The 12,762-nt window shown below is 72.4% G+C and carries 10 protein-coding genes; 5 read left to right on the forward strand and 5 right to left on the reverse strand.

The features are described 5' to 3' along the window. Positions 1 to 42 precede the first annotated feature (42 nt). Positions 43 to 1,155, forward strand: a complete 1,113-nt coding sequence (hemE, locus tag AMK10_RS15690) for a uroporphyrinogen decarboxylase (RefSeq protein ID WP_073749289.1) — start codon at positions 43 to 45, stop codon at positions 1,153 to 1,155. 40 nt (positions 1,156 to 1,195) lie between these two features. Here hemE and AMK10_RS15695 read toward each other — a convergent pair whose 3' ends face one another. Then, complete coding sequence (locus AMK10_RS15695) at positions 1,196 to 2,575, reverse strand: FAD-dependent oxidoreductase (RefSeq protein ID WP_073748393.1); 1,380 nt, start codon at positions 2,573 to 2,575, stop codon at positions 1,196 to 1,198. Positions 2,576 to 2,625: 50 nt separating this feature from the next. Continuing rightward, entirely contained in the window at positions 2,626 to 3,600 is a 975-nt protein-coding gene (locus AMK10_RS15700) for a DUF4349 domain-containing protein (RefSeq protein WP_073748394.1), read from the reverse strand. A 128-nt stretch (positions 3,601 to 3,728) separates the two neighbouring features. Here AMK10_RS15700 and hemG point away from each other — a divergent pair, with 128 nt between their 5' ends. Beyond that, a complete protein-coding gene (hemG, locus tag AMK10_RS15705; RefSeq protein WP_073748395.1) occupies positions 3,729 to 5,216 on the forward strand; it encodes a protoporphyrinogen oxidase in 1,488 nt (495 codons plus the stop codon). 4 nt (positions 5,217 to 5,220) lie between these two features. Beyond that, on the forward strand, positions 5,221 to 5,934 hold the full coding sequence (gene hemQ / locus AMK10_RS15710; protein WP_073748396.1) for a hydrogen peroxide-dependent heme synthase: 714 nt from the start codon (positions 5,221 to 5,223) through the stop codon (positions 5,932 to 5,934). 343 nt (positions 5,935 to 6,277) lie between these two features. Here the strand turns inward: hemQ and AMK10_RS15715 are convergent, their stop codons facing one another. The 3 genes from AMK10_RS15715 to AMK10_RS15725 form a co-directional block, all read right to left on the reverse strand. Further along, complete coding sequence (locus AMK10_RS15715) at positions 6,278 to 7,054, reverse strand: TIGR04222 domain-containing membrane protein (protein WP_073748397.1); 777 nt, start codon at positions 7,052 to 7,054, stop codon at positions 6,278 to 6,280. A gap of 132 nt (positions 7,055 to 7,186) precedes the next feature. Further along, positions 7,187 to 8,212, reverse strand: a complete 1,026-nt coding sequence (locus AMK10_RS15720; RefSeq protein WP_073748398.1) for a TIGR04222 domain-containing membrane protein — start codon at positions 8,210 to 8,212, stop codon at positions 7,187 to 7,189. Positions 8,213 to 8,217: 5 nt separating this feature from the next. Further along, positions 8,218 to 9,510 (reverse strand): DUF692 domain-containing protein, encoded by a 1,293-nt coding sequence (locus AMK10_RS15725; protein WP_073748399.1) that lies wholly within the window; start codon positions 9,508 to 9,510, stop codon positions 8,218 to 8,220. A gap of 264 nt (positions 9,511 to 9,774) precedes the next feature. Between AMK10_RS15725 and AMK10_RS15730 the strand changes: the two genes are divergently transcribed. Both AMK10_RS15730 and AMK10_RS15735 read left to right on the forward strand, forming a co-directional pair. Continuing rightward, positions 9,775 to 11,202, forward strand: a complete 1,428-nt coding sequence (locus AMK10_RS15730) for a family 43 glycosylhydrolase (protein WP_073749290.1) — start codon at positions 9,775 to 9,777, stop codon at positions 11,200 to 11,202. Positions 11,203 to 11,301: 99 nt separating this feature from the next. Beyond that, positions 11,302 to 12,762, forward strand: a complete 1,461-nt coding sequence (locus tag AMK10_RS15735; RefSeq protein ID WP_073748400.1) for an endonuclease/exonuclease/phosphatase family protein — start codon at positions 11,302 to 11,304, stop codon at positions 12,760 to 12,762.

Raw genomic sequence — 12,762 nt, forward strand, 5'->3', positions numbered from 1 at the left:
GCGGGGTCCGGCTCGTTGCCGCTCCGTGCGAAGATTCTGTGCGTGAGTGCCAACGACCTTCCCCAAGAGCTCAGCTCCGTCCGATCGGGGGAGGGCCCGTCCTCGGGCCTGCCAGTGACCCCCGCCACCCATGACTCGGCGTTCCTGAAGGCCTGCCGCCGCGAGCCGGTGCCGCACACCCCGGTCTGGTTCATGCGTCAGGCGGGGCGGTCCCTGCCCGAGTACCTGAAGGTCCGCGAGGGCATCGCGATGCTGGACTCCTGCATGATGCCGGAGCTGGTCACCGAGATCACGCTGCAGCCCGTGCGCCGCCACAAGGTCGACGCCGCGATCTACTTCAGCGACATCGTCGTGCCCCTCAAGGCCATCGGTATCGACCTCGACATCAAGCCCGGCGTCGGCCCGGTGATCGCCGAGCCGATCCGCACCCGCGCCGACCTGGCCCGGCTGCGCGACCTCACGCCCGAGGACGTCCCTTACGTCACCGAGGCCTTCGGGATGCTCACCAGGGAGCTCGGCTCGACCCCGCTGATCGGATTCGCCGGTGCGCCGTTCACCCTGGCGAGCTATCTCGTGGAGGGCGGCCCGTCCCGCAACCACGAGCGCACCAAGGCCATGATGTACGGCGACCCCGAGCTCTGGGCCGACCTGCTCGACCGCCTCGCCGAGATCACCGGCGCCTTCCTGAAGGTCCAGATCGAGGCCGGCGCCTCCGCGGTCCAGCTCTTCGACTCCTGGGTCGGCGCCCTGGCCCCGGCCGACTACCGCCGCTCGGTGATGCCCGCGTCGGCCAAGGTCTTCGACGCCGTCGCGCCGTACGGCGTCCCGCGCATCCACTTCGGCGTCGGCACCGGCGAGCTGCTCGGCCTGATGGGCGAGGCCGGCGCGGACGTCGTCGGTGTGGACTGGCGCATCCCGATGGACGAGGGCGCCCGCCGGGTCGGCCCCGGCAAGGCGCTCCAGGGCAACCTCGACCCGGCGGTGCTCTTCGCGCCGACCGAGGCGGTGGAGGCGAAGACCCGCGAGGTGCTCGACGCCGCCGCCGGGCTGGAGGGACACATCTTCAACCTGGGACACGGCGTCCTGCCGTCCACCGACCCGGACGCCCTGACCCGCCTCGTGCAGTACGTCCACGAGCAGACGGCCCGCGGCTAGCAGCCGGCCGCCCGCACCGCCGACCCGACGCGGCCCGCGGTCAGCACCCGGCCGCCCGCACCGCCGACACGGCCTTGCGGGCGGCCACCAGGACCGGGTCCCAGACCGGCGAGAACGGCGGGGCGTAGCCGAGGTCCAATGCCGTCATGGCCTCCACCGTCATCCCGGCGGTGAGCGCCACGGCGGCGACGTCCACACGCTTCGCCGCGCCCTCGCGGCCCACGATCTGCACGCCCAGCAGCCTGCCGGTGCGGTACTCCGCGAGCATCTTCACCGTCATCGGCTTCGCCCCCGGGTAGTAGCCGGCGCGGCCCGTCGACTCGATCGTCGCCGTGACGTAGCGCAGCCCGACCGCCCGCGCGTCCTTCTCGCGCAGCCCGGTCCTGGCGATCTCCAGGTCGCAGACCTTGCTCACCGCCGTACCGACCACGCCGGGGAACGTGCCGTAGCCCCCGCCGACGTTGGACCCGATGATCTGGCCGTGCTTGTTGGCGTGGGTGCCGAGCGCGATGTGCCGGGTGCGGCCCGCGACGAGGTCCAGGACCTCCACGCAGTCGCCGCCCGCCCAGATGTCCTCGTGCCCCACCACCCGCATCGACAGGTCCGTCAGGAGCCCGCCGTGCGGTCCCAGCGGCAGCCCTGCCGCACGGGCCAGGGCGGTCTCCGGCTCGACGCCGATGCCGAGCACCACGACGTCCGCGGGGTACGTCCCGCCGTCCGTGACGACGCCCGTGGCGCGGCCGTCCCGGCCGGTGGTGATCCGGGTGACCGCGGCGCCGTTGACGGTGGTGATGCCCAGCCCGTCCATCGCGTCGTGGACCAGCCGCCCCATGTCCGGGTCGAGCGTGGCCATGGGCTGCGCTCCGCGGTTGAGCACCGTCACCTCGAAGCCGCGCTTGAGCATCGCCTCGGCCATCTCGACGCCGATGTAGCCCGCGCCCACGACGACGGCCCGGCGCCCCGGGGCCCGGTCCAGCGACTCCAGGAGCGCCTGGCCGTCGTCCAGGGTCTGCACCCCGTGGACGCCCGGGGCGTCGATCCCGGGCAGCGCGGGACGGACCGGCCGGGCACCGGTGGCGATCACCAGCTTGTCGAAGCCCGTCCAGTACGTCGCACCGCTCTCGCGGTCCAGCGCCCGCACCCGGCGCCCGGCCACATCGATCTCCGTCACCTCGGTGCGGGTGCGCAGATCGATGGAACGGGCCCGGTGCTCCTCGGGCGTACGGGCGATCAGGTCGTCCCGCCGCTCCACGTCACCGCTCACCCAGTACGGGATGCCGCAGGCGGAGTACGACGTGAAGTGGCCGCGCTCGAAGGCGACGATGCTCAACTCGTCCGGCCCCTTGAGCCTGCGGGCCTGCGACGCGGCGGACATGCCCGCCGCGTCGCCTCCGACGACCACCAGTCGTTCCGCAGCCATACCGGGTCCCTTCGCCGCCGTGTGCAGGTCGGGGGCCCACGCTACGGCGACTACGGGGCAGGCGGGGCCTCCGGGGCCGCGGACGGCTCCCGGGGTGTCCTGCGGCGCCGGGGCAGCCTGCCGCGCAGCAGACGCCACAGGACCACGAGCACCGCCAGCGCGGCCAGGAACGGCGCCGCGGCACCGATCGCCACCGCGATCCACCGCAGCGTCGTCACGAACGCGTCCCAGCCACCCGCCAGCGCGTCCAGGAAGCCCGGGTCCTCGTCCGACCCGTCCCCGTCCTCCTCGTACGGTTCACTGAGGTCGAGGGTGATCGTCGCCAGCGAGGTGCGGTCCTTCAGCGACGCCTGCTGGGCGAGCAGGGACTCCAGGTCGGCCTGCCGGCTGCTCAGTTCGCCTTCCAGCGCCACCACGTCGGTGAGCTTCTCGGCCTTGTCCATCAGGTCCCGGACCCGGGTGACGCTCGCGCGCTGGGTGGCGATCCGGCTGTCGACGTCGACGACCTGCCCCGTGACGTCCTTGGCGTTCGACGTGCGGGAGAGCAGCTTCCCCGACCCGGCGAGGCCGCGCAGCACCTCGTCGTAGCCGGCCTGGGGCACGCGCAGGACGAGGGTGGACACCTCGTGGGTGTCGTCGAGCCGCTCGGTCGTCTCGTCCGCGACGAGCCCCCCGGCGCCCTCCGCCGCCGCCCTGGCGGCGGCGACCGCCTTCGGCACGCTCTTCACCTCGACGGTGAGCGTGGCCGTCCGGATGACATGGACCGCGACCTTCGAGCCCGGCTCGGGCTTCGCCGCATCGCCGTCGTCCCTCTTGCCCCCGGCCTGTTCACCGACCCCCTCCGAGCCGGCCGCGGCCTTGCTGTCGGACCCGGCTTTCGCCCCGTCCGAGGCGCTCTCCGAGTTCGCCCCGCACGCACCGGTGGCGAGGAGCGCCGCGAGCAGTGCGCCGGCCGCGAGCGCACGTGGGCGCCGCCGGCCGGAGCGGGCGGGTGGATGACTGTCCGTGTGGCGTTCGTATCGCATGGAGCGTCCCCCCAAGGGCCGTTGTCGATGGTGCCGTTTCGACGTGCGGGGCCCCTGCGCGGGTTGCCTGCCGGCGGTTTCGAAGTGGTCACGTTCGGGACTCGGTCCGGGTTTGAGAGAGTGGACCCATGCAGCGTCCTCTTCAGCGCGACACCACACGTACGGGCCATGCCGTCGTCATCGGCGGTGGCATCGCCGGACTCGCCGCCGCCCACCGGCTGTTGGCCTCGGGGCTCCGGGTCACGGTCCTGGAGGCGACCGAGCGGCTCGGCGGCAAGCTGATGACCGGTGAGATCGCGGGCGTCCGGGTCGACCTCGGCGCCGAGTCGATGCTCGCGCGGCGGCCCGAAGCGGTCGGGCTGGCCACCGACGTGGGGCTCGGCGACCGGCTCCAGCCGCCCGCCACCGCCACCGCGTCGGTCTGGACCCGCGACGCCCTGCGGCCCATGCCCAAGGGCCATGTGATGGGCGTGCCCGGCGACCCGGAGGCCCTCAGCGGGGTCCTCTCGGCCGAGGGGCTGGCCAGGATCGCCGAGGAGCGCGACCTCACCCCGACGACCGTCGGCGACGACGTCTCGGTCGGCAGTTACGTCGCCGACCGGCTCGGCCGTGAGGTCGTCGACCGCCTCGTGGAGCCGCTGCTCGGCGGGGTGTACGCGGGCGACGCCTACCGGATCTCGATGCGCGCCGCCGTGCCGCAGCTCTTCGAGGCCGTGAAGGAGGGCGGCCCGCTCCTCGACGGCGTACGCCGCATCCAGGAGCGGGCCGCCGCCCGGCAGCAGACCGGGCCGGTCTTCCAGGGCATCGAGGGGGGCGTCGGCACCCTGCCCGGCGCGGTCGCCGACGCCGTACGGGCCGGGGGCGGGGAGATCCTCACGGAGACCCCGGTGCTCGGCCTGACCCGGTCCGCGGAGGGCTGGGACGTGCGCACGGACACCCGGGTGATCGTCGCCGACGCCGTCGTCCTGGCCACGCCCGCCTGGTCCGCGTCCACGCTGCTCGCCGCCGAGTGCCCGGCCGCCTCCGTCGAGCTGGCCGCCGTCGAGTACGCCTCGATGGCGCTGGTCACCCTGGCCTTCCGGCGCTCGGCCGTCGAGGGGACCGAGGCGCTCGGGGGCCGCTCCGGATTCCTCGTGCCGCCGGTCGACGGGCGCACGATCAAGGCCGCCACCTTCTCCAGCAACAAGTGGCAGTGGGTCGCCGACGCCGCCCCGGACCTCTTCGTGCTGCGCACGTCCGTCGGCCGCTACGGCGAGGAGGAGCACCTGCACCGCGAGGACTCCGAGCTCGTCGCCGCGTCCCTGGGCGACCTCACCGCCGCCACCGGGCTGACGGCCGAGCCCGTGGACACCGAGGTCACGCGCTGGATCGGCGGGCTTCCCCAGTACCCCGTCGGCCATCTCGGCAGGGTCGCCCGCATCCGTGAGGAGGTCGCCAAGCTGCCGGGTCTGCGGGTCTGCGGAGCGGTGTACGACGGGGTCGGGATCCCCGGCTGCGTCGCGAGCGCCCACCGGGCGGCTGACGAGATCGTGGCCGGCCTGGCGGGGGCGGGCACGGGGGAGACCGACCACACGCCGACCCGGGTTCGGGGCACGGGGAGCGAGGCGGGACAATAGCCGTATGAGTGCGCCAGAAAAGCTTCCGAACGCAGGCAAGAAGGCCAAGGACCTCAACGAGGTCATCCGCTACACCCTGTGGTCCGTCTTCAGGCTGAAGGACGTCCTTCCCGTCGACCGCGCCGGTTACGCCGACGAGGTCCAGGAGCTGTTCGACCAGCTCGCGGCCAAGGACGTCACGGTCCGGGGCACCTACGACGTGTCCGGTCTGCGGGCCGACGCCGATCTGATGATCTGGTGGCACGCGGAGACCTCCGACGAGCTCCAGGAGGCCTACAACCTCTTCCGGCGCACCAAGCTGGGCCGCGCCCTGGAGCCGGTCTGGTCGAACATGGCGCTGCACCGGCCCGCCGAGTTCAACAAGTCGCACGTGCCGGCCTTCCTGGCCGACGAGACGCCGCGCGACTACATCAGCGTGTACCCCTTCGTGCGCAGCTACGACTGGTACCTCCTGCCGGACGAGGACCGCCGCCGCATGCTCGCGGACCACGGCAAGATGGCCCGCGGCTACCCCGACGTGCGCGCCAACACCGTCGCCTCCTTCTCGCTCGGCGACTACGAGTGGATCCTCGCGTTCGAGGCGGACGAGCTGTACCGCATCGTCGACCTGATGCGTCACCTGCGTGCGTCCGAGGCACGGCTGCACGTTCGCGAAGAGGTCCCGTTCTACACGGGGCGCAGGAAGGCCCTCGCAGACTTGGTGGCCGGACTCGCATAGCCAGCGTTTCCGGTCATCCCGACCCGGAAGATCAGTTGGCGGGCAACGGCGCGTGTGACGCCGCCCGTCGTTCCAGCGACACCGGGTCAGGTGCGGGGTGCACATCGGCCGACGGCCGGCGAACCGTCGTGGCCCGCGGGGGAGTCAGCCATTCCTCTCCGCGGACCGCCGCTTCTCGCCGTGTCCGGCGGATGTGCCCCGCGCCGCACAACTGGATAGAACGCCACAAGGGCCGCCCCCGTCGCCGGGGGCGGCCCTTGTGGCGTACGGCCCGTTCGTGTGCCGCCTGTTCATGTACCGCCGGTGTGCCCGGCCGCCGCGTGTCCCGCTCCGGCCCGGCGTGTCATCCGCCGGTACGGGCCCCGCTCAGCAGGGCGGCCCGCAGTGCCGGGTCCTCCACGGCGCCCACGCCCCGCACCGCCACTGCCGCCAGCAGGTCGCGGTCCGCGCCGCGCACCGGGGCGGGCAGGGAGTCGAGCCAGCGCTGCCCGGACGGGGAGGCCCACGGGCTGTACGGCTGGTTCTCCACCTGCGCGATGGCGAGGCAGCCCAGCGTCAGCACCAGCGGCAGCCCGAACCAGGCGGCGACCGGGCCCGCGTAACCCGTCTCCTGACCGGGCATCAGCATGGCGACGACCGCCAGGACGACCACCAGCACGGCCGAGCCCCGTACGGCGCGAACGGCCGATTCCAGGTTCGTCCGGGTGCCGTGCGGTACGGCGAGACCCGCGGCGACCAGGCGGTCGGCGAGGGAGCGTACGGCGTCGGCCGCCGCGGCGGCGGCCCGTATCGGCGCTATCCGAGACTGCCCCTCGGGGCCGATCGCACGGATCACCGTGCGCTCCACCTCGTCCCCGCCCTCCGGGTCGACGACCGTCGCCCAGCCGGTGTGCGCGAGCAGCAGCCTGCGCCGCAGATGCATGGAGACCAGGGCCAGGTCGGCGACCCGCTGCGGGCCCCCGGCCAGGAACGCCGTCTCGTACAGGTTGAGTTCGTGCGAGGCGGGCGCCCGCGCGGCATCGGAGGGCCGCACGGCGGCGCCCGCGGTGACGAGGCAGAGCCGGATGCAGGAGACGGCGGCCGCGCCCCACGCGACCAGAAGAAGCAAGACCCAGAGCATGGCCGTGTTCTATGCGAAGCCGGTGGGGAAGCGCCATGCCCTGTTCACGATATGGACGCATCTCGGTCACAGGTGGTCATCGGTGGCCGAATCCATACGCCTGCCGACCGCTGTCCTGAGCGGCCCCAGGTCTCAGGAACTGCTGCCGCAGCTGGAACCGCCGCCGCAGCTCGATCCGCTGCTGCTGCCGCAACTGGACCCACCGCTGCTGCCGCAACTCGATCCGCTGCTGCCGCAGCTCGATCCCGAGCCGCAGGAGGACCCGGAGCCGCACGAGTTGCCTCCCCCGCCGCTCGAACTCCCGCAGCTCCCGCCGCCCGGGCTCACCCCGGCGCACCACACCGGCACGAACGCGGTGGCGGTGGACCCCGCCGTGTACGGGGCGGGCGACGAGGAGCGCCCGGCGGTCCGCTGCCTGGCGGCGGCCGTCAGCTGTCCCTGGAGTACGGGGTCGGGGAGCGCGCGCAGACCCTGGACGGCCACCAGGTGGGCGGGGTCGGTCATCTGGGCGTGGTCGTCCCGGAAGTCGTCGAGGGCGTTGCGTCCCCCCTGCGTGATCCGCCGACCGGCGGCTGCTGACGCGAAGAAGCCGATGGCGGCCCCGGCGATGATCGCGGGCAGCACCTTGACGACGAACGGGACCGGGATGTCCCCGACACCCACGTGCGAGACGGACTGCACCACAGTGATGATCAGGGCGACAGGGAAGAGCACCGTGGAGGCCACCCCCTGGGTCATCGCCCACCGGCGCATGTTCCGGCTCTCGTCCGGCGCGACCAGCAGCCCGCGGGCCGCGAGCCCGTCGCCGATCTCCTGTACGGCCTGATGCCGCATCACGGCCAGACGCAGCGTGTGCAGGGCCCCGCTCGGCGCGGCGGCCAGCTCCTGGAGGACGGCGCGCTCCACCGGGTCACGGGCCTCCTCCCTGTACACGGCGACGATCCCCGGCCCCCCGACGGCCAGGCGGCCGTCCATGTGCATGGCCGTGAGCGTGCTGTCGACGACCCGGGCCGGGCCGCCGGCGAGGAAGGCGGCCTCGGCGCGGTCGTGCACCCGGTCGCCGTCGTCGGCGGGCCGGTCGGCCTTGCGGACGGCCAGGACAAGGAGCGTCGAGGAGACCGCCACGGCGAGGTTCAGCAGGACGGCGAGCGTGTTCATCGGGGTCACCTTCCCAGGAGGGCGGTACGGGCGGCGTGGACCAGGCGGGAGCCCCGGCGCGGCGGGCGCGGTGCCGCGCGCTCCTCCCACCAGCGGGTCAGCCGGCGCCTCGCGGCGTCGTCGGCCGGGCGGCCGTCGATCAGCAGGTGCTCGGCGAAGTCGAGCGCGTCGCGGCGGTAGTTGGCGGACATCGGCCGGTTCCTGGCGTACGCGAGGAACTCCCGCCGGTAGCCCGCGCCGATGATCCCGGGCAGCTCGGGCGCCACCTTGGCGACGACATCGGCACGCTTCGCGGCCAGGGCCCGGCTCTGCACACCGAGGCGGCGGCGGTCGAAGCCCTCCGGAACAGGTGTCCCCGCCACGAGCGAGGAGAGCAGCGCGGTCTGCGCCACGGCGGTCCGGTCGCGGGCCCCCGCCGTGCGGCCCGCGGGCTCCTTCGGCACTGCGGGGCGCGGCCGGCCTGCTCCCGGGGCGGAGGCCGCCGCGTCCAGCGTGGCGCGGATAGCGGTCAGTTCACCGGCCAGCTCGGCGGCGGGCGGGAAGTCGTCGTCGCGCTCCAGCAGGACCCCGGGCGGGTCGACGCGGGAGCGCAGCTCGCTGAGCACGTCCAGGACGGGACGGGTCACGGGGTGGGCGTGCGTGTCGTGCCAGACGCCGTCCTTCTCGACGCCGCCCGCCACATGGACGTACGCGATGGCCTCCACCGGCAGTTCGTCGAGCGCGGTCGCGGGGTCCTCGCCGCGGTTCACATGGTTGGTGTGCAGATTGGCGACGTCGATCAGCAGGCGTACGCCGGTGCGCTCGACCAGCTCCGCCAGGAACTGGCCCTCGGTCAGCTCCTCGTCGGGCCAGGAGATCAGCGCGGCGATGTTCTCCAGGGCCAGCGGCACGGGCAGCGAGTCCTGCGCGATCCGCACGTTCTCGCAGAGCACCTCCAGCGCGTCCCAGGTCCGGGGCACCGGCAGCAGATGACCCGCCTCCAGGGCGGGAGAGCCGACGACCGGTCCTCCGGCCCGTACGAAGGCGATGTGCTCCGTCACCAGCGGTGTGCCCAGCAGGGCGGCCCGCGCGGCGAGCCCGGCGAGGCGGCCGGGGTCGGGGCGGTCGGCGCCGCCCAGCCCCAGCGAGACGCCGTGCGGGACGACGGTCACACCGCGCTCCCGGAGGCGTTCGAGGGACGCGGGGAGATGGTCCGCGCAGATGTTCTCCGCCACCGCCTCGACCCAGTCGATCCCCGGCAGGGCCTCGACGGCGTCCGCGATCTCCGGACGCCAGCCGATCCCGATTCCCAGCTTCATGGTGTCTCCTCCCCCTCGTGCAGGGGTCATGGCCCCGCCACGCGGCGGTGAATCCGAAAGGGGGGACGTTCAGAGCTGAATTTGAGGTTCCCGACGTGCGCAAAGGCCCTCAGTCATCCGATCGTGATATCCGGGGCCGATGCGCAGGCACCTCGCCGACCTGCGGAAACGCGGTGCCGGGCGGATATGCCGACGAGCCGGACACTCCGGATTAAATCCTTGGTCTGTTGACGGAGATCAACAGCTGTCCGGATGCTGACCGACATGCCATCCAAGGACGGCCCCACGGCACGAGCCGAGCGGGGCGAGACGACCAGCACCGAACACTCCCAGCATCTCGGCCGGCGGTCCCTGCTGGCCCGCGCCGCAGGCGTGGCCGGAGCGGCGGTCCTGCCCGCGCTCGCCGTTCCGGCCGCGGAGGCGTCGGCCGCACCTGCCGCCCCGCCGGGCACGGCACCGGCCGCCGCGGCGTCGGCCTCCGCCCGGGCGAAGCGGCGATACCCCCCGAACTGGCCCGACCCCGCGCCCTACGGTGTGGCCGACGCCCGGCAGGACCTGTGGCCCCGCGAGGACAACTCCTTCGTGCTCCCGCTGGAGCTCCGCCCCCGTGACGAGGAGCGCGGAACGGTGTGGATGCGGGACACGTACGTCAACTGCTTCGTCGTGGGCGGGCGTCCGCTCTACGTGGCCACGGGCACCACCCGGGTGCCCGGGCTCGAAGCGGCCGGCCCGTGGAACGACGGCATCTTCGTCTGGACCGCCCGCTCCCTCAAAGGGCCCTGGAAGCTGGCCGACACGACCGGGATCCGGCCCGGCGCGGAGAAGGGCAAGGTCTGGTCGCCGGAGTTCACCGACGAGAACAGGCCGGGTCGCACCGTCGTCGCTCCGTGGCAGGAGTACTGGTACGACGAGCAGTTCGGCAAGCGCGGCCAGGCCTGGGCCCCGGAACTGCACCTCTTCCGGGGGAAGTGGTACATCGTCGCCTGCATGGGGGACCACTCCGCGAAGGTGGGCTCCTTCATGCTCGTGAGCGAGGGCGGGGTCGAGGGCCCGTACCGGCTCGTCGAGGGCAATCTGGAGAAGCCCTTCGGCGAGTCGTTCATCGGGGGCCCGGGCTTCATCAGGCCCGGCGCCTACCACCACATCGACGGCGGCCTCTACACGGAGGGCGACGACGCGTGGCTCGTCCTGCACAACAACCTCTACGCGAAGTTCCGTGACGACATGGAGGACATCGTCACCACGACGAACCTCCCCGTGTTCCGCCAGACCCCCTACACACCCGAGCCGTATCTCGAAGGCGCGTACGTGTTCAAGCACGTCGGGAAGTACTTCCTCCTGCACGCCGCCTGGGACCGTACGTCGGTCGACGCCGACGGAACCCCGCGCCACGCCTACGCCCCGGCGGGCACCGGCCGTGTGCAGTACCAGTACGACGCGGTCGCCGCCGTCTCGGACAGCTTCGAGGGCCCCTACTCCGAGCGCTGGACCGTCGGTGTCGGCGCGGGCCACAACAACTTCTTCGAGGACGCCGACGGCGACCTGTGGGCGACGTTCTTCCGCAACCCGAACTTCGGCCACTGGTCCAACCCCGCACGCCTCGCCGACTCCGCCGTGCCCGGCGTCGTGCGGGTGGAGTGGACGGGCCCCGAGGGGAACCGCCTGTACGTCAGGCGCCGGGACCGTGGCTGACGCGGCCTACACTCCTCGCGCTGCTCGACGAATTTTCAGAACAGAACAAGGGGAGGGGCAATGCGCCGCCTATTCTGCACATTCCTCGCATTGCTGGGGATGGTGGCCGGTCTGACCTTCGGGGGGACGACGCCTGCTTCCGCCACCGAGGTGTCCGCGGACGCCGAGGCAGTCGCGAAATCCGCCGGACAGAAGTGGGCGCTCAAGTCCGCGAGGAACGGCAAGTACGTCAGTGTCGAAATCAACGCCACGGGCAAGTACGAGTGGAAGCTGAACGCCCGAAGCGACACGGTGGGTTCCTGGGAACGCTTCACCCTGCACACCAACCACGCCGCGACGACGATCAGTCTCCGGTCGGAGGCAACCGGCTACTTCCTCACTCCGGAATTCGACGACGCGGACGAGCGGAACGGAATGCTGAGAGCCCGGGGAGGAAATCTGGATACCTGGCAGCAGTTCAAGCCGACCTATCTGTCAGGGGCTCCGGAGGGCTCGCAGATGGTTCTGCTTCAGAGCGTGGCCACTGCCTACACGGACAGATACGTGACCGCGACGGACGACGGAACGCTGCGCTCTCTTTCGGTGGTCCCGGGTGAACCGCAGAAGTTCATCCTGGAGCCGGTCGGTTCCGGTGCCGCCCTGCCGACCGCTGCGGCCGCTCCCGACACCGACGCCGTCGACGTCATGACCTGGAACGTCTGCGCCAACAACAACGACAACTGCGGGTGGACGAGCGACCGTGCCGGATACGTCGAACTCAACGACCAGATCCGCGCACGCCTGAGGAGTCCGGTCACCGGCGCCTATCCGGACGTCATCTTCTTCCAGGAGTTCTGCGAGAAGCACGCGAAGCGGGTCGAGGAGATGCTGGAGTCCGAGACGGGCCGTGGATGGGACGTCAGATTCGCCCCCATCCACCAGCGGTACAACGGACCCCTGCTGCAGAAACAGTGCGCCATGGGCCCGGCCCCCGACCACCTGGACCGCGGGGCGTACGGGGTGGCCCTGGCCGTGCCGGACGAGAACGTCTGGTACCAGCGGCACGACCTGACCTCCCCGACGGACAAGGGGTCGCACGTGGAGCAGCGCACCGCGCTCTGCGCGGCGCTGCCGTCGAGAGCCGTCATCGCGTGCACCGCGCACCTCAGCGCGGGCCTGGGCTACGAGGACGGCGACGGTAAGGCGCGCACGCAGCAGGCACTGGAACTGCGTGACCTGGCCGACACGCCGCTGTGGCAGGCGAAGGGCTATCGCACGGTCTTCGGCGGCGACTTGAACCTCGTACCACCGGTCCCTGAGGCCACTCCCGCCCAAGGCGGGCCGAGCGAGGCGCTCAAGCCTCTCTACGAGCGATACGTCGAGTGCGCCATGCCGACGGCCGACGCACCGTGGACGGGTCCCCCCACGGCCAACGCCGTCGACGGCAAGCCCACGAGGAAGATCGACTACATCTTCGCCCCCAGGTCGGCGGGACAGTTCTCCAGCTGCGGCGTCTCGGCCACCGCGGGCAAATCCGACCACTGGACGCTGTACGGCAGCGTCCGGCTCCCCGCGGCCTGA

The sequence above is a fragment of the Streptomyces sp. CB02058 genome (genome assembly GCF_001905505.1).
Classification (GTDB): domain Bacteria; phylum Actinomycetota; class Actinomycetes; order Streptomycetales; family Streptomycetaceae; genus Streptomyces.

What these genes read in the sequence shown, in the direction of transcription:
- hemQ (WP_073748396.1), top strand. Translation starts at nt 5,221, where the DNA reads ATGAGTGCGCCAGAAAAGCTTCCGAACGCAGGCAAGAAGGCCAAGGAC.
- AMK10_RS15715 (WP_073748397.1), bottom strand. Translation starts at nt 7,054, where the DNA reads ATGCTCTGGGTCTTGCTTCTTCTGGTCGCGTGGGGCGCGGCCGCCGTC.
- AMK10_RS15695 (WP_073748393.1), bottom strand. Translation starts at nt 2,575, where the DNA reads ATGGCTGCGGAACGACTGGTGGTCGTCGGAGGCGACGCGGCGGGCATG.
- hemG (WP_073748395.1), top strand. Translation starts at nt 3,729, where the DNA reads ATGCAGCGTCCTCTTCAGCGCGACACCACACGTACGGGCCATGCCGTC.
- AMK10_RS15720 (WP_073748398.1), bottom strand. Translation starts at nt 8,212, where the DNA reads ATGAACACGCTCGCCGTCCTGCTGAACCTCGCCGTGGCGGTCTCCTCG.
- AMK10_RS15730 (WP_073749290.1), top strand. Translation starts at nt 9,775, where the DNA reads ATGCCATCCAAGGACGGCCCCACGGCACGAGCCGAGCGGGGCGAGACG.
- AMK10_RS15735 (WP_073748400.1), top strand. Translation starts at nt 11,302, where the DNA reads ATGGTGGCCGGTCTGACCTTCGGGGGGACGACGCCTGCTTCCGCCACC.
- AMK10_RS15725 (WP_073748399.1), bottom strand. Translation starts at nt 9,510, where the DNA reads ATGAAGCTGGGAATCGGGATCGGCTGGCGTCCGGAGATCGCGGACGCC.
- AMK10_RS15700 (WP_073748394.1), bottom strand. Translation starts at nt 3,600, where the DNA reads ATGCGATACGAACGCCACACGGACAGTCATCCACCCGCCCGCTCCGGC.